At 64.5% G+C, this 23,250-nt stretch carries 21 protein-coding genes; 16 read left to right on the top strand and 5 right to left on the bottom strand.

The genetic code is table 11. The annotated features are described in order from the left end of the window. The first annotated feature begins 132 nt into the window (after positions 1 to 132). From DK261_RS06225 to DK261_RS06210, 4 genes are read left to right on the top strand one after another with little or no spacing between them, the layout of a single operon-like run. On the top strand, positions 133 to 894 hold the full coding sequence (locus DK261_RS06225; protein WP_009048218.1) for an ABC transporter substrate-binding protein: 762 nt from the start codon (positions 133 to 135) through the stop codon (positions 892 to 894). A 60-nt stretch (positions 895 to 954) separates the two neighbouring features. Beyond that, positions 955 to 1,611 carry an amino acid ABC transporter permease gene (locus DK261_RS06220; protein WP_009043142.1) on the top strand — a complete coding sequence of 219 codons (657 nt, stop codon included), beginning with the start codon at positions 955 to 957 and terminating at the stop codon, positions 1,609 to 1,611. Continuing rightward, complete coding sequence (locus tag DK261_RS06215; RefSeq protein ID WP_009048220.1) at positions 1,608 to 2,354, top strand: amino acid ABC transporter ATP-binding protein; 747 nt, start codon at positions 1,608 to 1,610, stop codon at positions 2,352 to 2,354. The genes DK261_RS06220 and DK261_RS06215 overlap by 4 nt, the downstream gene beginning before the upstream one ends. Beyond that, a complete protein-coding gene (locus tag DK261_RS06210) occupies positions 2,351 to 3,640 on the top strand; it encodes an FAD-binding oxidoreductase (RefSeq protein WP_028682935.1) in 1,290 nt (429 codons plus the stop codon). The genes DK261_RS06215 and DK261_RS06210 overlap by 4 nt, the downstream gene beginning before the upstream one ends. A 10-nt stretch (positions 3,641 to 3,650) precedes the next feature. On the opposite strand, the gene DK261_RS06205 is transcribed toward DK261_RS06210, so the two are convergent. Then, positions 3,651 to 4,325: a hypothetical protein gene (locus tag DK261_RS06205; protein WP_009048222.1), complete on the bottom strand. Its 675-nt coding sequence runs from the start codon at positions 4,323 to 4,325 to the stop codon at positions 3,651 to 3,653. Between the two features lie 332 nt (positions 4,326 to 4,657). On the opposite strand from DK261_RS06205, the gene DK261_RS06200 reads away from it, so the two are divergent. Continuing rightward, complete coding sequence (locus DK261_RS06200) at positions 4,658 to 5,362, top strand: glutathione S-transferase family protein (protein ID WP_053268653.1); 705 nt, start codon at positions 4,658 to 4,660, stop codon at positions 5,360 to 5,362. 211 nt (positions 5,363 to 5,573) lie between these two features. Continuing rightward, positions 5,574 to 6,416, top strand: coding sequence for a PhzF family phenazine biosynthesis protein (locus DK261_RS06195; protein ID WP_103331661.1), 843 nt, complete (start codon positions 5,574 to 5,576; stop codon positions 6,414 to 6,416). A gap of 33 nt (positions 6,417 to 6,449) precedes the next feature. Here DK261_RS06195 and DK261_RS06190 read toward each other — a convergent pair whose 3' ends face one another. Beyond that, positions 6,450 to 7,475 carry an AraC family transcriptional regulator gene (locus DK261_RS06190; protein WP_223815568.1) on the bottom strand — a complete coding sequence of 342 codons (1,026 nt, stop codon included), beginning with the start codon at positions 7,473 to 7,475 and terminating at the stop codon, positions 6,450 to 6,452. Positions 7,476 to 7,675: 200 nt separating this feature from the next. Here DK261_RS06190 and DK261_RS06185 point away from each other — a divergent pair, with 200 nt between their 5' ends. The 9 genes from DK261_RS06185 to DK261_RS06145 all read left to right on the top strand — a co-directional run bounded on the left by DK261_RS06185 (position 7,676) and on the right by DK261_RS06145 (position 18,710). After that, on the top strand, positions 7,676 to 10,180 hold the full coding sequence (locus DK261_RS06185) for an alpha/beta hydrolase fold domain-containing protein (RefSeq protein WP_038631409.1): 2,505 nt from the start codon (positions 7,676 to 7,678) through the stop codon (positions 10,178 to 10,180). Between the two features lie 313 nt (positions 10,181 to 10,493). Beyond that, positions 10,494 to 11,429 (top strand): Ppx/GppA family phosphatase, encoded by a 936-nt coding sequence (locus DK261_RS06180; protein ID WP_038631411.1) that lies wholly within the window; start codon positions 10,494 to 10,496, stop codon positions 11,427 to 11,429. Positions 11,430 to 11,653: 224 nt separating this feature from the next. Continuing rightward, entirely contained in the window at positions 11,654 to 12,067 is a 414-nt protein-coding gene (locus DK261_RS06175) for an arsenate reductase ArsC (RefSeq protein ID WP_038631413.1), read from the top strand. A gap of 286 nt (positions 12,068 to 12,353) precedes the next feature. Beyond that, entirely contained in the window at positions 12,354 to 13,325 is a 972-nt protein-coding gene (locus DK261_RS06170; protein WP_110175410.1) for a tripartite tricarboxylate transporter substrate binding protein, read from the top strand. Between the two features lies 1 nt (position 13,326). Then, positions 13,327 to 13,824, top strand: a complete 498-nt coding sequence (locus DK261_RS06165) for a tripartite tricarboxylate transporter TctB family protein (protein ID WP_038631417.1) — start codon at positions 13,327 to 13,329, stop codon at positions 13,822 to 13,824. Between the two features lie 23 nt (positions 13,825 to 13,847). Further along, complete coding sequence (locus tag DK261_RS06160; protein WP_038631419.1) at positions 13,848 to 15,356, top strand: tripartite tricarboxylate transporter permease; 1,509 nt, start codon at positions 13,848 to 13,850, stop codon at positions 15,354 to 15,356. A 236-nt stretch (positions 15,357 to 15,592) separates the two neighbouring features. Continuing rightward, a complete protein-coding gene (nspC, locus tag DK261_RS06155) occupies positions 15,593 to 16,690 on the top strand; it encodes a carboxynorspermidine decarboxylase (RefSeq protein ID WP_009048233.1) in 1,098 nt (365 codons plus the stop codon). 26 nt (positions 16,691 to 16,716) lie between these two features. Next, positions 16,717 to 17,952: a saccharopine dehydrogenase family protein gene (locus tag DK261_RS06150; protein ID WP_016703308.1), complete on the top strand. Its 1,236-nt coding sequence runs from the start codon at positions 16,717 to 16,719 to the stop codon at positions 17,950 to 17,952. A gap of 353 nt (positions 17,953 to 18,305) precedes the next feature. Then, positions 18,306 to 18,710, top strand: a complete 405-nt coding sequence (locus tag DK261_RS06145; RefSeq protein WP_016703310.1) for a DUF1801 domain-containing protein — start codon at positions 18,306 to 18,308, stop codon at positions 18,708 to 18,710. Positions 18,711 to 18,829: 119 nt separating this feature from the next. Here DK261_RS06145 and DK261_RS06140 read toward each other — a convergent pair whose 3' ends face one another. Further along, positions 18,830 to 19,372 (bottom strand): Hsp20/alpha crystallin family protein, encoded by a 543-nt coding sequence (locus DK261_RS06140; protein WP_009048236.1) that lies wholly within the window; start codon positions 19,370 to 19,372, stop codon positions 18,830 to 18,832. Between the two features lie 501 nt (positions 19,373 to 19,873). Between DK261_RS06140 and hemB the strand changes: the two genes are divergently transcribed. Then, positions 19,874 to 20,848, top strand: a complete 975-nt coding sequence (hemB, locus tag DK261_RS06135) for a porphobilinogen synthase (RefSeq protein ID WP_009048237.1) — start codon at positions 19,874 to 19,876, stop codon at positions 20,846 to 20,848. 176 nt (positions 20,849 to 21,024) lie between these two features. Here hemB and DK261_RS06130 read toward each other — a convergent pair whose 3' ends face one another. Further along, complete coding sequence (locus DK261_RS06130; protein ID WP_110175409.1) at positions 21,025 to 22,545, bottom strand: FAD-dependent oxidoreductase; 1,521 nt, start codon at positions 22,543 to 22,545, stop codon at positions 21,025 to 21,027. Between the two features lie 52 nt (positions 22,546 to 22,597). Beyond that, the gene (locus DK261_RS06125) at positions 22,598 to 23,227 is read right to left on the bottom strand and encodes a LysE family translocator (RefSeq protein WP_110175408.1); all 630 of its coding nucleotides are present in this window, start codon (positions 23,225 to 23,227) and stop codon (positions 22,598 to 22,600) included. Positions 23,228 to 23,250: the final 23 nt, after the last annotated feature.

The raw sequence follows: 23,250 nt of genomic DNA, 5'->3' as shown, positions 1-23,250 counted from the left end.
TCGATATTCGATATTTATAAATCTCTTTACGATTTTTGTAAATTGTTTATAGTCGGTCCATGCCTCCTGCCACCCCCAGAGGCCAACCATCACGGACTTCAAACAATAAAATCGTCCAATGGGAGATTCGCCATGCAAAAGCGTTTTCGTGTCCTTGCATTGTGCTGCGCACTCAGCGCCGGCCTCGTCGGTTCCGCCAGTGCCGGCGCCGCGCCGGTGTACAAGGTCGGCGCCACCGCCACCGGCATTCCCTTCACCTTTCTCGACGTCAAGAGCCAGAGCATCGAAGGCATGATGATCGACGCCGCCCGGGCGGTGGGCCAGGCCGGCGGCTTCGAGGTGGACATCCAGCAGACCACCTTCGCCGCGCTGATCCCCTCGCTGACCTCGAACAAGATCGACATCATCTCCGCCGCCATGCTGCGCACCCCGGCGCGGGAAAAGGTGGTGCAGTACTCCAACCCGGTGTTCAGCTACGGCGAGGGGCTGATCGTGCGCGCCGACGACAACACCGCCTACACCCGCATGGAAGACTTCAAGGACCAGGTGGTTGGCGCCCAGGTCGGCACGGTGTTCATCGATGAGTTGAACAAGCGCGGGATCTTCAAGGAAGTGCGCGGCTACGACTCGATCCCCGACCTGCTGCGCGACCTGGCACTGGGACGGATCAAGGCCGGTTTCGCCGACCGGCCGATCGTCGCCTACCAACTGGCCCAGGGCACCCAGAACAAGGTGCAACTGGTGAAAAGCTACCAGCCGGTGGTGATGGGCGATGTCTGCCTGATCGTGCGCAAGGGCGATGCGCAGACCCTGGACGAGGTCAACCGCGGCATCGCGGCGATCAAGGCCGACGGTTCCCTGGAGCGGATCATCGAGAAGTGGAAGCTCAACTGACCACCCTGCGGCCCGGTCGCCCGGCGGGGTCGCTTCACTCCTGATTGCGCAGGTCCTCCTATGTTTCTCCAGAACGCTCTGGACTTCCTCCCCATTCTGCTGAAAGGGGCGGTGGTCACCTTGCAGGTCACGGCCGGCTCCTTTGTGCTCAGCTCGCTGATCGGCCTGGTATTCGCCTTGATGATGGTGTCCAAGGTGCGCTCGATCTCGCTGTTCGCGATTGGCGTGGTCAACGTCATTCGCGGCCTGCCGATCATCGTGCAGCTGTTCTACATCTACTTCGTGCTGCCGGATTTCGGCATCCAGCTCACGGCCATGCAGGCCGGGGTGATCGGCCTGGGTATCGCCTACTCGGCGTACCAGGCGGAGAACTTCCGCGCCGGCATCCAGGCCATTCACCAGGGGCAGATCGAGGCGGCCGAATCCATCGGCATGCGCGGCGGCATGATCATGCGCCGGGTGGTCCTGCCCCAGGCCTTTCGCATCGCCTTGCCGCCCTACGGCAACACCCTGGTGATGATGCTCAAGGACTCCTCGCTGGTGTCCACCATCACCGTGGCCGAGATGACCCGCGCCGGTCAGCTCATCGCTTCCTCGACCTTCGAGAACATGACCGTCTACACCCTGGTGGCTTTGCTCTACCTGGCCCTGAGCTTGCCGTTGTCCTTTGCCCTGCGTCGCCTGGAGGCGCGCTTCAGCACCCGGAGAAAGTCATGATCGAGATCAAGGGCGTACACAAGAGCTTCGGCAACGTGGCGGTGCTCGAAGGCATCGACCTGAGCGTGCAGAGCGGGGAAGTGGTGTGCCTGATCGGGCCCTCGGGTTCCGGCAAGTCGACCCTGCTGCGCTGCATCAACGGCCTGGAAAGCTACGAGCAGGGCGACATCCTGGTCAGCGGCGAACGGGTCGACCGCCACGGCAAGACCATTCACCAACTGCGTACCCAGGTGGCCATGGTGTTCCAGCGCTTCAATCTGTTCCCCCATCGCACCGCGTTGCAGAACGTCACCGAAGGGCCGATCTACGTGAAGAAGCAGAACCCGCAGCAGGCCCGGGAGCGGGCCGAGGCGCTGCTGGAAAAGGTCGGCCTGGCCCATCGCATGCACGCCTATCCGGACGAGCTGTCCGGCGGCCAGCAGCAGCGGGTGGCGATCGCCCGGGCCCTGGCCATGGACCCGCAGGCGATCCTGTTCGACGAGCCGACCTCGGCGCTGGACCCGGAGCTGGTGGGCGAGGTGCTGGCGGTGATGCGCAAGCTCGCCGACGAAGGCATGACCATGATCGTCGTCACCCATGAAATGGGTTTTGCCCAGGACGTGGCGGACAAGGTGTGTTTCCTCCACAGCGGCAAGATCGTCGAGGCCGGGCCGGCGAAGCAGGTGCTGAGCGCGCCGCGCCATCCGCGCACCCAGGACTTCCTCAAGCGCCTGCTTAACCAGGGCGCGGAGGTGCAGGCATGAAGGCCGCCGAAACCTTGCGCCTGCCGCCTTCCTTGTGGGCCGCCACGGCGACCGCGGCGGTCGAGACCCCGGCGCTGGCCGAAGACCTGCGGGCCGACGTGGCCATAGTCGGCGCCGGTTACACCGGGCTGGTGACCGCGCTGCGCCTGGCCGAGGCCGGGGTCAGCGTCTGTGTACTGGATGCCGGGGAACCGGGCTGGGGCGCTTCCGGACGCAACGGCGGGCAGGTGATTCCCGGGCTCAAGTACGACCCGGATCAACTGCTGGCCAGGTTCGGCCCGGCCCGCGCCGAGGCCATGCTGGAGGCGGCCGGCTCCGCGGCCGATGAAGTGTTCGCCCTGATCGAGCAGCATCGCATCGCCTGCGACGCGACGCGCAAGGGCTGGATTCAGCCGGCGTTTTCCGCCAGTTCCCTGCAGGCCATCGAACAGCGCGCCGAGCAGTGGCGCCGGCGCGGGGTGGCGGTGGAGTTGCTCGACCGCGCCGCCGTCGGTCGGCGCATCGGCAGCCAGAACTACCTCGGCGGCTGGGTCGATCCGCGTGCCGGCAGCCTGCACCCGCTGAACTATGCGCGCGGCCTGGCCAGGGTGGCGCAGCAGCAGGGCGTGCGGATTCACGGGCAGACTCGGGTCGAGGCTTTGCAACGCGAAGGCGGGCAGTGGCAACTGCGCACCGCCCAGGGCCATCGGGTCCAGGCCCAGCGCGTGGTGCTGGCGACCAATGGCTACACCGACGACCTGTGGCCACGGCTGCGGCAGACGGTGATTGCCGCCAACAGTTTCATCATCGCCACCCGCCCGCTGTCGGCCGAGCTGCGCCAGAGCATCTTGCCGAACGGCGAGGTGTGTTCCGACGCCCGGCGTCTGCTGCTGTATTTCAAGCAGGATGCCCAGGGGCGTCTGTTGCTGGGAGGGCGCGGGCCGTTTTCCGAACCGACCCACAGCGGCGACTGGCGTCATCTGGAGCGTTCGCTGCTGGGCTTGTTTCCGCAGTTGGCGGGCACGCCCATCGAGTATCGCTGGAGTGGGCGGGTGGCGTTGAATCAGAGTTTCCTGCCGCAGCTGCATGAGCCGCAGCCGGGGTTGTCGATCCTGCTCGGCTACAACGGTCGCGGTATCGCCTTGTCCACGGCCCTGGGCAAGCACCTGGCGGCGCGGCTGTCGGGGGCGAGCAGTGAATTTCCGTTTCCGGTGACGCCGATCCGGCCGATTCCGCTGCATGGCTTGCAGCGCCTGTACCTGGGGGCGGGGATCGCCTGGTACCGCCTGCTGGACGCCCTGCGCTGAGGGCGGTGCATCAGGTCGGGCAGTTTTCCTCGCCGTTATCCAGGCCTTGCTTGTAGCTGCGGCTGTCGAGGGTGGCCTTGCCGTTTTGCCAGGTCAGGGTCAGCACGTAGAGCGAGTCGAAATCGTTGGAGGCCCAGTCGTCGGTGATGGTGCGTTTTTCGCCGACGGCTTCCCGCGCCACCTTGTTGATCAGTTCCGGCAGGTAGCCGTGGGACCAGGCGGTGTAGATGATCGAGTTGTGGTAGCGGTCATGCAGCAGCTCGTCGGCCAGGGCGCTGGTGTCGTTGGCCGAGAATTCGATGTTCACCGGCAGGCCGAGCTTGATGGCGCTGGGGCTGATGGTCATCAGCGGGCGGATGTAGCTGTAGGAGTTGTCGAGTTCGCCTTCCTCGACATTGCGCGTCGGGTTGGCGGCGAACACGTAGTTGGCCTTGCCGAATTTTTCCGGCAGCAAGGAGGCCAGGTCGATGGCGCGGTTCAGGCCCTGGCAGTTGAGCTGGCCGAGGCCGCCGGCGGGTTTTTCCGCATGGCGCAGGAAGATCAGGGTCTGGGTGCCGTCCACCGGCTGGGCGCGACTTTCACTGGATTCCAGCGACAGCAGCAGCGCACTGGTCAGCATCAGCGCCGGAAAAAACACGTAGGACCGGCGTTGCAGGCGTTGGGTGAAACTCAGCAGATTCTTCATCGAGTGTGGGTACTTCAGCGCAATCGGTTAAGGCTGACAAACCTTTCCACGGCGAGCTCCCGGCTTCGCGTGGTTTTCCCTGTCGTTGAACGAGTGTTTCTGCCCGCGGGCAGTGCTCTGAGTCCCAGGACGCCTTTTGGTTCGATCCGGGCGGGGGACTGCGAGCGTGGGCCCGTTACTTTATCCGCACCGCTGTCTGGCTGCCGGGAAGCTTAACCACCGGATGTTTCGAATTTAAGAATGCGCGCCGCGAACCGATGCCTGTAATCTAGCGCCGTCGCCGCCCGGCCCGGGGCCACGGCCTTTCATCTGACTGTCATTGGAAGCCTGTCATGACCGATCTCTCCGCATTCCCCATCACCCAGAAATGGCCTGCGCAGTACGCCGACTGGATTCAGCTGTATTCCTTGCCGACTCCCAACGGCGTCAAGGTCTCGATCATGCTCGAAGAGATCGGGCTGCCCTACGAGCCGCACCGCGTCAGTTTCGAAACCAATGACCAGCTGTCCCCCGAGTTCCTTTCCCTGAACCCGAACAACAAGATCCCGGCGATCCTCGACCCCCATGGCCCGGATGACCGGCCGCTGGCGCTGTTCGAGTCGGGGGCGATCCTGATCTACCTCGCGGACAAGAGCGGGCAACTGCTGGCCCAGGAATCCGCCGCGCGCTACGAGACCCTCCAGTGGCTGATGTTCCAGATGGGCGGCATCGGCCCGATGTTCGGCCAGCTGGGCTTCTTCAACAAATTCGCCGGCAAGGACTACGAGGACAAGCGTCCGCGCGACCGTTACGTCGCCGAGTCCCGCCGCCTGCTGAGCGTGCTCGAAGGCCGCCTGCAAGGTCGCGACTGGATCATGGGCGAGCGCTACACCATCGCCGATATCGCCACCTTTCCCTGGGTGCGCAACCTGATCGGCTTCTATGAAGCCGGTGACCTGGTGGGCTTCAAGGACTTCCCCAACGTGCAGCGCGTGCTGGAGCGTTTCCTCGCGCGCCCGGCGGTGATCCGCGGCCTGGAAATTCCCAAGCCGGTCTGACACCCCGTAACCCTGTAGCCGCTGGCGAAGCCTGCGATCGACGACGCAGTCGGCGCAAAAAGGCTTGATGCGTTGTGCCAGACAGGGCGCGTCGTCAGGTTCTACGACGACTGCGTCGTCGATCGCAGCCTGCGGCAGCGGCTACAGGTTTCCATGCTTGAGGTCAGGCCGCTTTCAGGCCTGACCGCGTTCATTCAGACAAGGACCCGTAATGCGCCGATTCGATTTCAAGCAGGTGGATGTCTTCAGCGACGAGCCGCTCAAGGGCAACCCGCTGGCGGTGGTGTTCGGCGCCGACCCGTTGAGCGACGCGCGCATGGCGGCGTTCGCCAACTGGACCAACCTCAGCGAAACCACCTTTATCCTCGAACCCCGGGACCCGCGGGCCGACTATCGCCTGCGGATTTTCACCACCCTGCAGGAGCTGCCGTTCGCCGGCCATCCGACCCTTGGCAGCTGCCATGCCTGGCTGGAGGCCGGCGGCGTGCCCAAGGGCGAGGAGATCGTCCAGGAGTGCGCGGTGGGCCTGGTGCGCATTCGCCGCAACGGCGCCGAACTGGCGTTTCTCGCACCGCCCTTGCTCAAGTCCGGCCCGGTGGAGGCCGGGTTGCTGGAGCAGGTGCGCCAGGGCCTGAGGCTGGCGCCCGGCGCCATCGTCGACGCGCAATGGGTGGACAACGGCGCCGGCTGGCTGGCGGTGCTGCTCGCCGAACGCGGCCAGGTGCTCGACCTGCAACCTGACTATTCCCAGCTCAAGGACCTCGCGGTGGGGGTGATCGCACCCTGGAACCCCGAGCGCGACGGCGACGCGGCGCAGTTCGAAGTGCGCGCCTTTATCGCCGGCGACGGCATGCCGGAAGACCCGGCCACCGGCAGCCTCAACGCGGGCATTGCCCAATGGCTGCTGGGCGCGGGGTTGGCGCCGGCGTCCTACGTGGTCAGCCAGGGCCTGAGCATGGGCCGAGCCGGGCGCATCCAGGTCGAGCGGATCGGCGATGAAATCTGGATCGGCGGTTCGGCGGTGACCTGTATCGAGGGCAGCCTGACGTTGTAGGCGAGGGCGGCGGGGGCTGGCCCGGCCTGTCGCCTAAGTGGCCTTGGACGCGTGGCGATAGGTTCTGGGAGACACGCCGTACCAGCGCTTGAAGGTCTGGGAGAAACTCGACAGGTCGCTGTAGCCCAGTTTTTCGGCGATGTCGGTCAGCTTGAGCGTCGGGTCGCCGAGCAGCTCCAGGGCCGCGGCGCTGCGTGACTGCTCCAGCAGGTGCCGGTAACTGGTGCCTTCGTCGTGCAGGCGCCGTTTCAGGGTGCGCTCGCTGAGATTGATCAGGCTGGCCATGCTCGGCAGGTCTGGCGGTGTGCCCAGGGGGGTGATGTTCAGGTACTGGCGGACCAGGTTGGCGGTGCCCGTGCGGGGGATCCGGCGCTCCATCAATTGCGCGCACATCTGCTCGCACATCGAGACGGTGACGGTGTTTGCCTGGGGCAGCGGGCGGCTCAGCAGCGAACGATCGAAGGCCAGGCTGTTGCTGTCGGCCAGGTAGTCGGGGCGCATGCCAAGAATACTGCCGGCACTGGCGGCCGACTGATCGACCGGGCGTTTCTTCTTCAGGGTAAAACCCGCCAGCGAGAACTCACTGCCAGCTATTTCCTTGAGCAGCACCGCGGCGGCGGCCATGTCGCGCTCGATCACGAAGTCCCTGAGCGAATCATCCGCCAGCGCCGGTTCGGTGAACGTCAGGATGCCGAGCGACGGTTGCTCATGGTAGGCGATCCGGGTGATCGCGTAGGTCAGCGGCAAGAACCGCAGGGCCAGCTGCAAGGCATCACCCACGGTCGCGCTGCTGATCAGGCCATAACCGAACAGCCCGTAGGTCGAGAAGTGATAGCGGGCGCCCACTTGATAGCCCAGCCCCTGCGGGTGCCCCGACAGGTTGAGCAGGTTATTGATCAGGCGCAGTTCCTGGGTGCATGACAGCTCGAAGTTGGGATCTGCCAGCCGGGTCAGCGACAGGCCCGAACCGGCCAGCAATTGCGCAGGCGAAAACCCTCTTTCGCGACCGAAATCCACCATCAGCAGGGCACTGGCCGGTCCCCGCAACAACTCCAGCATGTTCATGCTCGCTACCCGGGTCAGGGAAAAGAATTGGCCTGAATACTAAAGTATCTGTCCCTTTACGTCATGGGACTGGCGAGGCCGGGCAAGCATGATGGGCGCACAGGCTACGCTGATCGGGATTGCCGGGAAGGCCGTGGACCCCATCATGCGAAGACCTGCGCCTGCCCATGAAAAAACAAGAAAAGAGGTGCTGCATGCCCCAACTCGAACCCGACCTGCCATCGACGTCGCCACTCACCGCCGTGATCATCGGCAGCGGTTTTGCCGGCATCGGCATGGCCATCGCGCTGCGCAAGGCCGGCATCACGGACTTCATCATCCTGGAAAAACAGCAGGATGTCGGCGGCGTCTGGCGGGACAACAGTTACCCGGGCGCGGCCTGCGATGTGCCATCGCACCTGTACTCGTTTTCATTCGAACCCAACCCCGGCTGGACGCGAATGTTTGCCCCGCAAGCGGAAATACAGGGTTATCTGCAGCATTGCGTGCGCAAGTATGAGGTGGCGCGGCACATCCGCTTCGGCGCTGAAGTACAGGCAGCGCGATTCGACGAGGCCAGCGCGCAGTGGTGCGTCACCGAAGTCGGTGGGCGGGTGCATCGCGCCGCCTTGCTGATCAGCGCCACTGGCCAGCTCAGCCAGCCGGCGCTGCCGACGTTCGAAGGCATGCAGGCGTTCAAGGGGCAGGTGTTCCACTCCGCAAACTGGGATCACGGCTACTCGTTGGCGGGGAAACGGGTGGCGGTGATAGGGACGGGCGCTTCGGCCATTCAGTTCGTGCCGGCCATCGCCGACTCGGTGGCGCAGCTCAAGGTATTCCAGCGCTCGCCGGCCTACATCCTGCCCCGGCCCGATCGCGCCTACAGCGACGAAGAAAAGCAGCTGTTCGCCAGGAGGCCCTGGCGCATGGCGCTGCATCGCGCCGCCATCTACCTGCGCTACGAATCCAGGGCCCTGGGTTTTACCCGCCTCAAGGGGCTGATGAAGTGGGCGGTCGGCCTGCCGTTCCGCCGCTTGTTGAACCAGTCGGTGGGCGACCCGCAGCTGCGCCGGCAACTGATCCCGGACTACCCTATCGGCTGCAAGCGCATCCTGCTGTCCAGCGATTACCTCAAGACCCTGGCCAGGCCCAATGTGCAGTTGATCACCGAGGGCATCGGGCGCATCACCGAGCAGGGCATCGAGACGCTGGACGGCAAGCACCACCCGGTCGATGCGATCATCTACGGGACGGGTTTCGCGGCGACGCAATTTCTTGCGCCGATGACAATCGTCGGGCGCGACGGGGTAGCGCTGCAGCACGCCTGGGAGCAGGGCGCCCGGGCGTATCTGGGGCTGGCGGTGCCGGGCTTTCCCAACTTCTTCATGTTGTATGGCCCCAATACCAACCTGGGGCACAACTCGATCGTCTACATGCTGGAAAGCCAGATATCCCATGTCATGCGCTGCTGGCGCGCGATGCACAAGGCTGCGGCCACCACCGTCGAAGTCGACGAGCAGACGGAGCAGCGTTTTCATCAACGGATACAGCGCCGCCTGGCCGGATCCGTGTGGAGCGGTTGCAAGAGCTGGTATGTCGACGCAGCGGGCCACAACAGCACCAACTGGCCGGGTTTCACCTTGTCCTATCGCTGGCTGACCCGTTATTCGGCATTGCGCGCCTATGGTTTTTCCAGGGCGCTGGTCAGCGAGTCGGGCCAGGTCTACGGGCGTCTGGTCGCTGAGCCCCGCGATGGTCTCGAAGTCCTCAGTGCTGGCTTGTTGCGCCAACTCTTGCGAGTGAGCTTCCGGGCGCTGATCGGTCCGCCGCGAAGCCTTGCCGCACAGCGGCGTATCGTCAACGGCCTGTCGTGGTCGATGCCGGGCTGCGCGGGCGTGCGCCAGGCACAGGTGCACATCTCGGGCGTACCGCTGCGGATCCTGACACCGGACCATACCGAGGCGGGTGGGGTGATTCTCTATCTGCATGGCGGCGCCTTCTGCCTGGGCGGCCCTGTCACTCACCGTAGCGTTACCAGCCGTCTGGCCCGGGAAGCGGGGATGGCTGTCTGGGTACCGGACTATCGGCTGGCGCCGGAACACCCGTTTCCCGCGGCCCTGGAAGATGCGTTGGTCTGTTACCAGGCGATCCGGGCGCAAGGCTATTCGGCGCGGCAGATCCTGCTGGCCGGCGACTCCGCGGGTGGCTCTCTCGCCCTGGCCCTGGCGCTTACCCTGCAACAGCGGGGCGAGCCCTTTGCCGCGGGCTTGCTGCTGTTGTCCCCGGTGACGGATGCGACGCTGAGCGGGCCGACCCTCATTACGCGCCAGTACGCCGACCCCATGCTGCGCCGTGATTGGCTCGAGCAAGGGCTGCGCGCCTACGCAGCGCCTGCCAATAGCCCGTTGCACAACCCATTGACCGCCGACTTGCGCGGCTTGCCGCCGCTGCTGATCCAGGTGGGGGATCAGGAATTGTTGCTGGCGGACTCCACACGCCTGGCCGAGCGCGCGCTGCACTGCGGCGTGGCATGTCGCCTGGAGGTGCATGCGGCGAGGTGGCATGTATTCCAGTTGCAGGCGTTCTACCTGCGTTCGGCCAGGCAAGCCCTGCGTTCAGCGGCCCTGTTCGCTCGCAGCCGCCTGGAGGATCGTGGCGAGCCTTGTGCCGACGCGGTTGCAGGAGTGGCGGTGACGGATGTCGCAGCCATTGATGGGTAATTGTCGCCAGGATTTTCGGGCAAAAAAAAGCCGCCCAAGATGGCAGCGTTAAAGGAGAGCACGCGTTGTTGATAGCGCGAGTATCACTGCGAAAAATGACCAAGTGATGACAGCCCCCTTGCCGCCGAACAGCCTTTTGTGACCGGGTTGCGGCAGGGCAAGGCCTGGGTGAGCGCCAACTGGGGGGCCGGGCGTATCAAGGCGGGTGGCTGTCATCTTGGCGTCATCGAAGGAATGGCAAGATCGCCGCAAACCGTCTTTAGTTCTCGACAGGCCGCGGCCTGCCGGTCGATGAATCTGCCAGGAATCCTCCATGAAAGGTGACGCCTCTCTGTTCGCGGCCATTGATCTTGGGTCCAATGCGTTTCGCCTGATGATCGGCCAGCCGGTCAGGCGCAGCCAGGGGTTCATGATCCAGGAAGTGAAGACCCTGCGGGAGCCGGTGCGCCTGGCCGAGGGCTTTCAGGAGGGCGCGCTGGACGCGCTGGCGCTGGACCGGGGCTGGCAGGCGCTGGCGCGCTTCGGCAAGAAACTGCGCGGTTTCGAGGCCGGGCGGGTGCGGGCGGTGGCCACCAGCGCCGTGCGCGAAGCCGACAATGCGCCGCTGTTCCTGGCCAGCGCGGAGCGTCACCTGGGGTTTCGCATCGATGTCATCTCCGGGCATGAAGAGGCGCGGCTGGTGTACGCCGGCGTGGCCCATACCGTGCCGGGCAGCGAAAGCATGCGGCTGGTGGTGGACATCGGCGGCGGTTCCACCGAGTTGATCCTGGGGCAGGGCGCCCAGCCCTTGCTGACCGAGAGCATCGCCATTGGCAGCGCGACCTTTGGCGCGCGCTACTTTCCGGGCGGCGCGGTCTCGGCTCACGCCCTGCAGGAAGCCGAGCGCCTGGCCAGCCTGAAGTTCGAGAAAGTCGCCCGGCGTTATCGCCAGCTGGGTTGGCAGCAGGCCATAGGCTCCTCGGGCACCACCCGGTTCCTGGCCAAGGTGCTCAAGGCCAACGGCCTGAACGACGATGGCCAGGACGGCATCACCTACGGTGGGCTGTTGCGCCTGTCGCTGCGCCTGCTGCAAGCCGGGCATGTCAAACGCCTGCGGCTGGCCGGGCTGCAATCCCATCGCCTGAGCATCCTGCCCGGCGGCCTGGCGGTGATGCTGGCGGCGTTCAAGGTGTTTGGCGTCACCCATATGACGCCTTCCGAGCCGGGGCTGCGTTTTGGCGTGCTGCATGGCCTGATATGTAACAACTGATTACCCATCGTTATCTGCAAGCCGCTGGCCTTCCTCCGGCCAGCGGTTCCCGCCAGGGTGTTCCGTCGCTCTATTTCAATCCTTTACCGGCCACGCCGGAATCAGCCGACGGGCAATGCGTGCACGCCGTCGCCGCGCTATCCCGCCGTCGAAAAACAGGCTGTCATAAAAAGTGCGATTTCCCGCGGCACTATCCCAGCAGTCTGAAAACAGGGGAATGAACCATGAGTGACAAACGCCGCGTGCTGTTCGTTTGCGCCAGAAACGACGCCCGTTCACTGATGGCCGAAGCGCTGCTGCGCCACGCCGACGCCGAAGATTTCGACGCCTTCAGCGCCGGCCTGGTGGCCAGCGAGATCGACCCGCGCACCCTGGAGTCTCTCGAACATATCGGCATCGATACCGCGGGGCTGCGCAGCAAGGCCCTCGACGAGTTCGCGGGGCAGCAGTTCCACTATGTCATCACCCTGTGCGACAAGTCCTCGGAAGAGGCCGCGCGCATGCCGTCCTCCGGCGAGGTGATCGTCTGGAACTTCGAGGACCCGGTCACCAGCGACAGACATGAACCGTTCCGCCACACCCTCCAGGAAATCCACGATCGGCTGCATATGTTCATCACGGTGAAGACCCGTTCGTGATGGGCAAGGATCGCAAATCCTCTCTTGCTGAATCGCTGATCTTCTCTTGCTGATAAGCACGGCCGGGCTTCTATCCCGGCCAACTGCTTTCCACCCCGAATCAAGACTCCCCAGGCGCGCCCTTGGCGGGAGCGTCAGGCCCTGGTCGCATTCTTTACCCGGGGTTCTCTCCTCTGGCGGTCGCCAACCGCCGGCCGTCTACACTTAACCCCAGGCCACACAGGGCGAACGGCCCTGGGCGCATTCAACCGGTATCAACAAAAACAATAGTCTCGGGAGAAACCTGATGTTCACAGCACTGCGTCGATTCAGCCGCGGCATGGCCATTGCCGCCAGCCTCGCCACGCTCACCCTCGCCACCCCGGCGTTCGCCCTGGATACGGTCAAGTTCATGGCCCCGGGCTCCGTGGGCGGCGGTTATGACCAGACCGCGCGGGTCTTGGGCAAGGCCTTGCTCGAGGCCGGCACGGCCAAGTCCGTGACCTTCGAGAACAAGGGCGGAGCCGGCGGCACCCTGGGCCTGGCGCAGTTCGCCAACAGCACCAAGGGCGACCCGAATGCGCTGCTGGTGGTGGGGGCGATCATGGTCACCGCGGTGGAGCAGAACAAGCCGCAGATCAGCCTCAAGGACGTGACGCCGATTGCCCGGTTGTTCACCGAATACAACGTGCTCGCCGTGCGTGACGAGTCGCCCTACAAGACCCTCGAGGAGCTGCTCAAGGACTTCAAGGCCAACCCGGCCAGCATCAAGTGGGGCGGTGGCTCCAAGGGTTCCATCGACCATATCGGCATCGCCGAGCTGGCGAGCAAGATGGAGGTGCCGGTGAACAAGGTGAACTACGTTGCCTATGCCGGCGGCGGCGAAGTGGTGGCCGCGACCCTGGGCGGGCACATCACGGTGATCACCGGCGGTTATGCCGAACTGGCCAAGTACGTGCAGTCCAAGCAGTTCCGCCTGCTCGCCATCGGCGCTCCGGAGCGCGTTCCCGGCATCGATGCGCCGACCCTCAAGGAGAAGGGCTACGACGTGATCATCGGCAACTGGCGCGGTGTCTATGGCGCGGCCAACCTCACGGCCGAGCAACGCAAGCAAGTCACCGACGCGGTCCTGGCCGCCACCAACAGCAAGGTCTGGCAGGACAATGTGAAAGCCAACGCCTGGTCGCCGAGCATCCTCACCGGCGATGAGTTCGGCAAATTCGTCGACGAGGAACACCAGCGCCTGCGGGCGATGCTGGTCAAGGTCGGGCTGCTTTGAGATGGCCGGGCGTAGCAGGGTCGTGCTGTCGCAGTTGGCGATTGGCTTGGGGCTGATCGCCATCAGCCTGGTGCTGGTCATCGGCGCCTTGCGCTTTCCGCCCGAGATGGGCTTCGTCATCCTCGGTGCCCATGTCTATCCCAGCGCCGTCGGTGCTTTTCTAGGGGCCGTGGGCCTGCTGTTGAGCTACCAGGCCTGCACCGGTGGTTTGCGCGAGCTGGCCGCATCCGGCGACGACAGCGACGACAGCGCCCAGCCCGGCGGCAGGCTCGGGGCGGCCTGGGTCACCGCGGGCCTGGTGGCGATTGCCGTACTGATCAACCTGATCGGTTTCGTCCTGGCCGCCGGCTTGCTGTTTGCCTGCTCGGCGCGGGGTTTCGGTAGCCGGCGTCCGTTGCGCGACCTGGCCATTGGCATCGCCCTGACCCTGCCGATCTACTGGCTGTTCAGTGCCGGGCTGGGCGTGGCCCTGCCACCCCTGGTCAATGCCTGGATCTGATCCGGGCCGAAGGAGGTCACACGGTGGACATTCTCTTGAACCTGGCGACAGGTTTCTCCGCGGCGCTGGCGCCGATCAATCTGCTCTGGGGATTTATCGGCTGCCTGCTGGGCACGGCGATTGGCGTATTGCCGGGGATCGGCCCGGCGCTGACGGTGGCCCTGCTGTTGCCGATCACCGCCAAGGTCGATCCCACCGGCGCGCTGATCATGTTCGCCGGCATCTATTACGGCGCGCAGTTCGGTGGCTCGACCACCTCGATCCTGCTCAATACCCCGGGCGAGTCGTCGTCCATGGTCACCGCCCTGGAAGGCAATCTCATGGCCCGTAACGGCCGCGCCGGTCCGGCCCTGGCCACCGCGGCGATCGGCTCGTTTTTCGCCGGCACCATCGCCACGGTGCTGCTGACCCTGTTCGCCCCCATCGTCGCCATGCTGGCGCTGAAGTTCGGCCCCGCGGAGTATTTCGCGATCCTGGTGCTGTCCTTCACCACGGTGTCGGCGGTGCTCGGTGCGTCCATGCTGCGCGGTTTCGCCTCGCTGGGGATTGGCCTGGGCATTGGCCTGATCGGCCTCGACTCGACCTCGGGCATTGCCCGCTACACCCTGGGCGTTCCCGAGCTGGTCGATGGCATCGAAGTGGTGCTGGTGGCGGTCGGCCTGTTTGCCGTGGGGGAGGCCTTGTACAGCCTGCTGTATCAGAAGGCGGAAGCGTCCGGCCGGCATCGCCTGACCTCGTTGTGGATGACCCGCGCCGACTGGAAACGCTCGATTCCCGCCTGGCTGCGGGGCACCCTGATCGGCTTTCCGTTCGGCTCGATCCCGGCCGGTGGCGCGGAAATCCCGACCTTCCTGTCCTATTCCACCGAACGCAAGCTGAGCAAGCACCCGCAAGACTTTGCCGCCAGCAAGGGGCAGGGCGCCATCGAAGGGGTGGCCGGCCCCGAAGCCGCCAACAATGCCAGCGCCACCGGTTCCCTGGTGCCGCTGCTGACCCTCGGCATCCCGACCTCCGCCACCGCGGCGATCCTGCTGGCGGCGTTCCAGAACTACAACCTGCAGCCGGGGCCGCTGCTGTTCCAGACTTCCGGCGACCTGGTCTGGACCCTGGTGGCCTCGCTGTATATCGGTAACGTTATCCTGCTGATATTGAACCTGCCCCTGGTCGGGCTCTGGGTGAAGCTGCTGCAGATCCCCCGGCCGTACCTCAATGCCGGGATCCTGGTGTTCGCTTCTATCGGCGTGTACGGCATGCGCCATTCGTCCTTCGACCTGTTGCTGATGCTGGCGATCGGCTGGGGCGGGGTGCTGATGCGGCGTTTCGATTTTCCCGTCGCGCCGGTGATCGTCGGCATGCTGCTGGGGCCGATGGCGGAAAAACAGCTGCGCAACGCCTTGTCCATCAGCCAGGGCGACTGGTCGATATTCGTCACCCAACCCATAGCCGCGGCCTTCCTCGGCTTGACCCTGCTGGTGCTGGTGGTGCCCCACCTGCTGCACGCCAGGGGCATCAAATTGCACGAGGATGATTGAGCACACGGCGCTGCGTGCCAGCCGGCGTGGCACGACACTTCAGAACGTCATGGCAGGCCCCTAGGATAGGGGCTGCCAGGCGGTTTGCGTCCTGGAGCATTGCCTGCAACAGAGCCGATCCGGGGGCGGTGCCGAGGCACTGACCCGGCGAGCGGTGCTTTCTGCCCTTTCGATACGCGGCAAGTGAAGGCACAATGCGCATCCTTTTTTTGGCTGGCCTGGCCGGAGGCCTCGAAATGATCAAAACGCCGTACTACCTCATCGACAAACAGAAACTGCTCGGCAACATGGAGAAGATCGCTTACGTGCGCGAGCAGTCCGGCGCCAAGGCCCTGCTGGCGCTCAAGTGCTTCGCCACCTGGTCGGTGTTCGACCTGATGCAGCAGTACATGGACGGCACCACCTCGTCGTCGCTGTACGAGCTCAAGCTCGGCCGGCAGAAGTTCGCCGGCGAGACCCACGCCTACAGCGTGGCCTGGGCCGACGACGAAATCGAAGAGATGCTCGACAACTGCGACAAGATCATCTTCAACTCCATCGGCCAGCTGCAGCGCTTCGCCGCGGCGTCCGAAGGCAAGGTCCGCGGTCTGCGGGTCAACCCCCAGGTGAGCAGTTCCGATTACCTGCTGGCCGACCCGGCGCGTCCGTTCAGCCGCCTGGGCGAGTGGGACCCGGTGAAGGTCGAGGCCGTGATCGAGCAGATCACAGGCTTCATGTTCCACAACAACTGCGAGAACAGCGACTTCGGCCTGTTCGACCAGATGCTGGGCACCATCGAGGAGCGCTTCGGCCACCTGCTGCACAAGGTCGAATGGGTCAGCCTCGGCGGCGGCATCCACTTCACCGGCGAAGGCTATGCCCTGGATGAGTTCTGCGCGCGCCTCAAGGCGTTCTCCGAGAAGTACGGCGTGCAGGTCTACCTGGAGCCGGGCGAAGCGGCGATCACCCAGAGCGCCTCGCTGGAAGTCACCGTGCTCGACACCCTCTACAACGGCAAGCACCTGGCAGTGGTCGACAGCTCCATCGAAGCGCACATGCTCGATCTGCTGATCTATCGCCTGAACGCCAAGCTGGCGCCTAGCGCGGGCGAACACACCTACATGGTGTGCGGCAAGTCTTGCCTGGCCGGAGACATCTTCGGCGAGTATCAATTCGATCGTCCGCTGGCCATCGGCGATCGGCTGTCGTTCGTTGACGCGGCGGGTTACACCATGGTCAAGAAAAACTGGTTCAACGGCCTGAAAATGCCGTCCATCGTAGTGAAACAACTCGACGGTAGTGTCGAGGTGGTTCGTGAATTTGGGTTCGAAGACTACCTGTCCAGCCTCTCGTAAGCTGGCGGAAAGGAGAGATAAAGAAATTGAAGAAGAACGTTCTTATCATTGGTGCAGGAGGTGTCGCCAAGGTGGTGGCCCACAAGTGCGCGCAGCACAACGACGAACTCGGTCGTATTGCTATCGCGTCGCGCAACATCTCCAAATGCCAGGCCATCATCGACAGCGTCAAGGCCAAGGGCAGCCTCAAACAGCCCGCGCAAATCAAGGCCTACGCGCTCAATGCGCTGGACATCGAGGCGACCAAGGCGCTGATCCGCGAGACCGAATCGCAGATCGTCATCAACGTCGGCTCCGCCTTCCTCAACATGTCGGTGCTGCGTGCCTGCATCGATACCGGCGTGGCCTACCTGGACACCGCCATTCACGAAGAACCGGGCAAGATCTGCGAGACGCCGCCCTGGTATGGCAACTACGAGTGGAAGCACCTCGAGGAATGCCAGCAGAAGAACGTCACCGCCATTCTCGGCGTGGGCTTCGACCCGGGTGTGGTCAACGCCTATGCGGCCCTGGCCAAACAACAGTATTTCGACCGCATTGATTCGATCGACATTCTCGACGTCAATGCCGGTTCCCATGGCAAATATTTCGCCACCAATTTCGATCCGGAAATCAATTTCCGCGAATTCACCGGACAGGTGTGGAGCTGGCAGGACAGCCAGTGGACCAGCAACACCATGTTCGAAGTCAAGCGCACCGACGACCTGCCAGTGGTCGGTTCGCAGAACCTGTACCTGACCGGCCACGATGAAGTGCACTCGCTGTCGAAGAACCTCGACGTGCCCAACGTGCGCTTCTGGATGAGCTTCGGCGAGCACTACATCAACGTCTTCACCGTGCTCAGGAACCTCGGCCTGCTCTCCGAGCAACCGGTCAAGACCGCCGAAGGCCTGGAAGTGGTGCCGCTGAAAGTGGTCAAGGCCGTACTGCCCGATCCTGCCTCGCTGGCGCCGGGCTACACCGGCAAGACCTGCATCGGCGACCTGGTCAAGGGCACCAAGGACGGCCAGCCGCGCGAAGTCTTCATCTACAACGTGGCCTGCCACGAAGAAGCCTTTGCCGAAACCGACAGCCAGGGCATTTCCTACACCGCGGGCGTACCGCCGGTGGCCGCGGCCCTGCTGGTGGCCCGTGGCGAATGGGACGTGCAGCGCATGGTCAACGTCGAGGAACTGCCGGCCGAGCCGTTCCTCAAGGCGCTGGACGTGATGGGCCTGCCGACCCGCGTCAAGGACGAGAACGGCGACCGTCCCTGGAACTGATTCACCTCCCGCTGTAAAGAAACCAGGTGCGCATGGATGGCGTGCCTGGCTCTCGATTCCCGCTACTCCCTCCTGCCAACACAGCGACCTCCTGCCTCTCAGGGGCGCCACCGTATCCGAGCGACGCCAGAAGCAAGCCTGCATCGAGGCTGGGTGGGTGGCCTATCGGCAGTTCCAGATCAAGCACCTGGCCCGGATCAAGGGCGTGCAGCGCCTGAAGACGGAAGTCCCCGTGCAGAAAATCAAACTGAGCACCGAACTGCCGGTGTGACGCTCGTCGGTTACCTGGAGGGAAATGGCCCGTCAGCGATACTCAAGGGTCGGGACGACAACCCCTCCAGAGGATGACCAGGATGAAAAAACACACCAGCGATGCCAAGCCAGCGGAGGAGAGCAGTGCGGCCTCCCGGCTGATAGACGGGCGCATCGAGGAACTGGGCGATTGGCGCGGCGAGATGCTGGCCCGGGTCCGGAGGCTGATCAGGCAGGCCGACCCGCAGGTGGTCGAGGAGTGGAAGTGGCGCGGGGTGCCGGTGTGGTCCCACGGCGGCATTCTTTGCACCGGCGAGACCTACAAGAGCGTCGTCAAGCTGACCTTCGCCAAGGGCGCCGCGCTGGACGACCCGGCAGGGCTGTTCAACGCCAGCCTCGAGGGCAATACCCGACGGGCGATCGATCTGCATGAGGGTGACAGCCTGGACGAGGCCGCCTTGCAGGCGCTGATCCTGGCGGCCGTGGCGCTCAACCGCTCGCGCTGAGCGGGGCATTCGTGTCTGGTTGTCATGCGCCTTGCCGGCACGATGATTCACGGTCCTTATTGTTGGCCGGCAAAAAAAGCCCCTTGCCGATTTCCCGGCAAGGGGCTGGCTGGCCTGGGTCATTCGCCCTTGATCTGCACGACCTTGTCCGCATTCAGGGCGGCAGGTTTTTTCGGCAGCGAGATGCTCAGCACGCCTTTGCTGAAGCTCGCCTCGATCTTCTCGGCATCGACCCCTTTGGGCAGGTTGAACACCCGCTCGAAGGAACCGTAATGACGTTCGTTCAGGTGATAGCCTTTTCTGTTTTCTTGCGTTTCCTCTCTCTTTTCACCCTTGATGACCAGGCTGCCGTCGGAGAGTTTGATCTCGATATTCTTCTGATCCATGCCGGGCAATTCGGCAGTGATTTCGAAGCTTTCGTCTTTCTCGGTGATATCGACGGCAGGCATGCCACGGCCGATCAGTTCGCGCCGCCAGAACGGATCCACATCGAACAGCCCACGGCTGAAGGGAGACAGGCCGGGGCCGCGATTGAAGTCATCGAACAGGTGATCGACCTGTTGCCGCAGTTTTTCCAGAGGTTGCCACAGGTCGCTCATGCTCGAACGCCGGGTGGCCTTGTCTTCAGTCTGGATCGGCATTTTTTTCACGGAGTTGGCCATTTTCGCTTCTCCTCCCGGGTTGAGGGCGGGCCGCGAGCCCTCCCTGGGGCGACCCGCCACGACAGAACGGCAACCGGGCCCGCAGGCCTGCAAGCCCGGTCTTTCCGCCCACGACAGCCATCCCGCGAAACGCGCTGCCAAGGGCTCGATCTGAGTGCTCGAGGATGCCCGGCAGGCGATTCGCCAGGGGCCGCCTCCATGGGGCGGGCGGTCCTGCACACGCGAGCAATACCTGCCGCAGGCACTGGCCTTCAAGGCTCGCGCGAACGGCTCGGGCGTGTATTAGTTAGATCGAAAATCGGCCCGACAGTTTCGTCTCGGGCTGTTTGTCTGACAGGCGTAACCACCCGTATTCATGGGCATTGTTACCAAAGCGGCAACGCAGTCTTGGCGACGTGGTGTTTGTGCCGGTCGCGGCTTCAGGCATAAGCTTCGCTCTTTTTAGCTGCGGTCGTTATCGCACCCAGCCTTGTCTCATGTGGCCTGCCCTGAGGAAATCCCATGTCCAGCCAGTTCCCCCAAGCCCGTCCCCGTCGCCTGCGCCGCAGCGAACAGATGCGCAGCCTGTTCCAGGAAACCGAGTTCACCCTCAACGACCTGGTGCTGCCGATTTTCGTCGAGGAAGAGATCGACGATTTTGTGCCGATCAAGAGCATGCCGGGGGTGATGCGCATTCCGGAATCGAAGCTGGCCGGGGAGATCGAGCGTTACGCCCGCGCCGGGATCAAGTCGGTGATGACCTTCGGCGTGTCTCACCACCTGGACAGCAACGGCAGCGACACCTGGAACGACAACGGCCTGGTGTCGCGCATGTCGCGGATCGCCAAGGACGCGGTGCCGGAGATGATCGTGATGTCCGACACCTGTTTCTGCGAGTACACCGACCACGGCCACTGCGGCGTGCTGCACGGCCATGAAGTGGACAACGACCAGACCCTGGTCAACCTCGGCAAGCAGGCGGTGGCCGCGGCCCGTGCCGGCGCCGATGTGATCGCGCCGTCGGCGGCCATGGACGGACAGGTCCAGGCCATCCGCCGCGCCCTGGACGAAGCCGGTTTCACCCAGACTGCGATCATGGCTTATTCCACCAAGTTCGCCTCGGCGCTCTACGGTCCGTTCCGCGAGGCCGGCGGCAGCGCGTTGAAGGGCGATCGCAAGAGCTACCAGATGAACCCGATGAACCGCCGCGAAGCGGTGCGTGAATCGCTGCTGGACGAGCAGGAAGGCGCGGACTCGCTGATGGTCAAGCCGGCCGGCGCTTACCTGGACATCATCCGCGACATCCGCGAAGCCTCGCGCCTGCCGGTGACGGCGTACCAGGTCAGCGGCGAGTACGCGATGATCAAGTTCGGCGCCCTGGCCGGGGCCATCGACGAGGCGCGGGTGGTGCGCGAAAGCCTGGGCTCGATCAAGCGTGCCGGGGCGGATCTGATCTTCACCTACTTCGCGATGGATCTGGCGTTGAGCGGGATCTGACACCTCTGTAGCCTTCAAGGGCCTCCTCGCGGGCAAGTCGGATCGCCGCCCGCTCGCTCCTACAGAAGCACACAGTCTTCTTCTGTAGGAGCGAGGCTTGCCCGCGATGACGTCAGCGCTAACACCGCAAAAAATCCCTGCCTTTGAATTTTCATTGGCGACGACTGCAGCTCCCCTCACAACGCAATCTTGCGCTCCTCGAAATACCGCTCCATGACCTTCGGGTCCGCCGATTTTTCCGCCAGGGCCACATAAGTGTCCGGCCGCAGCAGGTAGAAGCCGTTGCGCGCCAGGCCGGCGGCCTGGTGCGCCGGTTCCCAGTCGAACACTGTCAGCGGCAGTTGCCGCTCGGCGCACCAGTCGCGCAGGGCGTCGCTGGTGACGCCATACACATGCACCTGCCACCCCAGGTGGTCGAGGCTGGCGAAATTGTCGGTGACGGCGCCGTGGGCCCAGGGCAGGCGATCGCCGCCGTGGACATGGCCGGCGCTGCCGCAGCTCAGGGGCATGTCGCGGTAGTTGAGGGTGATCTGCGACACCGTGCGGAACAGGAACTCGCGCGCCGCTTCCACCGCGGTCACCTTGGGAATCAGCAGCGGCGCCAGGCGGGTGCGCAGCAGGTTGGCGATCGGCCCGTCGGCGGTGACGAAGCTGAACACCCGGTCGGTGGTGGCCACCAGGCGCCGGGCGAATTCGATGCGTTCGAACTCATAGGTCGCCAGCAGGTGCTCCTCGGCCTTGCCGCTGAGCACCGCGGCGAGTTTCCAGGCCAGGTTGATGGCATCGCCGATCCCGGTGTTCATGCCCTGGCCGCCGGCCGGGCTGTGCACATGGGCGGCGTCGCCCAGCAGGAAGGCGCGGCCGCTGAAGAAGCGCTCGGCCACCCGGTGATGCACGCGGTAGGTGGAGAACCAGTTGACCCGGTCGACCTGGACCTTGAGGTTGTCCATGGCGCGCCGGCTGACGTCCTCGAATTTCAAGGTCTCCGCCTGTTCGGCGCGTTCGTCGCGCACCGTGCCGATCAGCCGTGCCCGGCCTTCGCCGGCCAGCGGAAAGACCGCGAGGAAATCCGCCTCGTCGAGGTCGACGTGCAGTTCGCCATTGAGCGCCGGCCCCCGGGCGTCGACATCCGCCACATAAAACACCTGCTGATAGGTACCGCCGGGAAAGTCGATGCCCAAGGTCTTGCGCACCGTCGAATGGGCGCCGTCGCAGCCGGCCAGGTAGAAGGCCTGGCAGGTTTCCTCCTGGCCGTCGGCGCCGCGCAGCTGGGCGCTGATCAGGTGGCCGTGGTCGGTGAAGCTCAGCAGTTCGGTCTGGCGCTCGACCGTCACGCCGAAACGCTGCAGGCGCTCGATCAGTAATTGCTCGTGCTGGTCCTGCGGGTAGATTTCCAGGAAGGGGTAGGGCGTCAGGTCCGCACCGATGCTGCTCAGAGGCAGGTGGGCGGCCTGTTCGCCCTTGACCCAGAGGTTGGCGGCCGGCACCCGGTGACCCTGGTCGAGGATGGCCTGGGTCAGGTCCAGCTGGCGGTACAGCTCAAGGGTCCGCGCCTGCACCGCCAGGGCCCGGGAGGTGGTGCCGGGGCCGGCGGTCTGGTCGAGGATGCGCACCTTGACCCCCTGCCGGCTCAGCCACAGCGCCAGAACCAGCCCGGTGGGGCCGGCGCCAATGATCAGTACGTCGCTGCGGTTCATGTCCTTGCCCTCGTCGAGAGATCAATGTCATGCCGGTGTTGCGTACAACGGTTCAGCGCTGGGCGAACGCCAGGTTCAGGCCCAGGGCGGCGAAGCTGGCGGCAAAGCTGCGGCGCAGCCAGTTCTGCACCTGGGGCGACTCGATCACTGCCTTGCGGAACAGGTTGGCCAGCAGGCCGTAGACCACGAACACGGCGAAGGTCATCGCCATGAACACGCCGCTCAGGCCGAGCATCTGCATGGCCGGCGACGGGCCGTCGTGGCTGATGAACTGCGGCAGGAAGGCCAGGAAGAAAATCGTCAGCTTGGGGTTGAGGATGTTCAGCAGGCAGGCCTTGAGCACCAGGCCGCCGGCACTGGCGGCGGGAGCGCTGGTGTCGACGGCGAAGGCCGAACGGTCGCGCCAGGTGGCGTAGGCCAGGTACAGCAGGTAGGCGACCCCGGCGTGCTTCAAACCCCGGAAAGCCAGGCCCTGGAAGGCCAGCGCGCTGGTGTGCAGGATGGCCGACAGGCCCAGCACCGAGGCCAGCAGGTGCGGGACTATCCCGGCGGTGCAGCCGATGGCGGTGAACAGGCTGGCGCGCTTGCCGGCCACCAGCGCCGTGGAAATGGTCAGGATCACGCCGCTGCCAGGGATCAGCACGACAATCAGCGAGGTGATGAGAAAATCCAGTGAGAGCATGGCGCAGGGGACTCCAGGGCAGG

Source organism: Pseudomonas sp. RW409 (genome assembly GCF_003184125.1).
In the GTDB taxonomy this organism is placed as follows: domain Bacteria; phylum Pseudomonadota; class Gammaproteobacteria; order Pseudomonadales; family Pseudomonadaceae; genus Aquipseudomonas; species Aquipseudomonas chlororaphis_I.
Note: the sequence above shows the minus strand (reverse complement) of the source record. Positions and strands in the feature narration are given on the sequence as shown.

Excerpts from the sequence above, each read along its gene's own strand:
- DK261_RS06140 (WP_009048236.1), bottom strand. The coding sequence starts at position 19,372 with ATGGCCAACTCCGTGAAAAAAATGCCGATCCAGACTGAAGACAAGGCC.
- DK261_RS06145 (WP_016703310.1), top strand. The coding sequence starts at position 18,306 with ATGAAAAAACACACCAGCGATGCCAAGCCAGCGGAGGAGAGCAGTGCG.
- hemB (WP_009048237.1), top strand. The coding sequence starts at position 19,874 with ATGTCCAGCCAGTTCCCCCAAGCCCGTCCCCGTCGCCTGCGCCGCAGC.
- DK261_RS06210 (WP_028682935.1), top strand. The coding sequence starts at position 2,351 with ATGAAGGCCGCCGAAACCTTGCGCCTGCCGCCTTCCTTGTGGGCCGCC.
- DK261_RS06130 (WP_110175409.1), bottom strand. The coding sequence starts at position 22,545 with ATGAACCGCAGCGACGTACTGATCATTGGCGCCGGCCCCACCGGGCTG.
- DK261_RS06205 (WP_009048222.1), bottom strand. The coding sequence starts at position 4,325 with ATGAAGAATCTGCTGAGTTTCACCCAACGCCTGCAACGCCGGTCCTAC.
- DK261_RS06200 (WP_053268653.1), top strand. The coding sequence starts at position 4,658 with ATGACCGATCTCTCCGCATTCCCCATCACCCAGAAATGGCCTGCGCAG.
- DK261_RS06125 (WP_110175408.1), bottom strand. The coding sequence starts at position 23,227 with ATGCTCTCACTGGATTTTCTCATCACCTCGCTGATTGTCGTGCTGATC.
- DK261_RS06170 (WP_110175410.1), top strand. The coding sequence starts at position 12,354 with ATGTTCACAGCACTGCGTCGATTCAGCCGCGGCATGGCCATTGCCGCC.
- DK261_RS06180 (WP_038631411.1), top strand. The coding sequence starts at position 10,494 with ATGAAAGGTGACGCCTCTCTGTTCGCGGCCATTGATCTTGGGTCCAAT.
- DK261_RS06225 (WP_009048218.1), top strand. The coding sequence starts at position 133 with ATGCAAAAGCGTTTTCGTGTCCTTGCATTGTGCTGCGCACTCAGCGCC.
- DK261_RS06175 (WP_038631413.1), top strand. The coding sequence starts at position 11,654 with ATGAGTGACAAACGCCGCGTGCTGTTCGTTTGCGCCAGAAACGACGCC.
- DK261_RS06165 (WP_038631417.1), top strand. The coding sequence starts at position 13,327 with ATGGCCGGGCGTAGCAGGGTCGTGCTGTCGCAGTTGGCGATTGGCTTG.
- DK261_RS06215 (WP_009048220.1), top strand. The coding sequence starts at position 1,608 with ATGATCGAGATCAAGGGCGTACACAAGAGCTTCGGCAACGTGGCGGTG.
- nspC (WP_009048233.1), top strand. The coding sequence starts at position 15,593 with ATGATCAAAACGCCGTACTACCTCATCGACAAACAGAAACTGCTCGGC.
- DK261_RS06185 (WP_038631409.1), top strand. The coding sequence starts at position 7,676 with ATGCCCCAACTCGAACCCGACCTGCCATCGACGTCGCCACTCACCGCC.
- DK261_RS06220 (WP_009043142.1), top strand. The coding sequence starts at position 955 with ATGTTTCTCCAGAACGCTCTGGACTTCCTCCCCATTCTGCTGAAAGGG.
- DK261_RS06195 (WP_103331661.1), top strand. The coding sequence starts at position 5,574 with ATGCGCCGATTCGATTTCAAGCAGGTGGATGTCTTCAGCGACGAGCCG.
- DK261_RS06190 (WP_223815568.1), bottom strand. The coding sequence starts at position 7,475 with ATGCTGGAGTTGTTGCGGGGACCGGCCAGTGCCCTGCTGATGGTGGAT.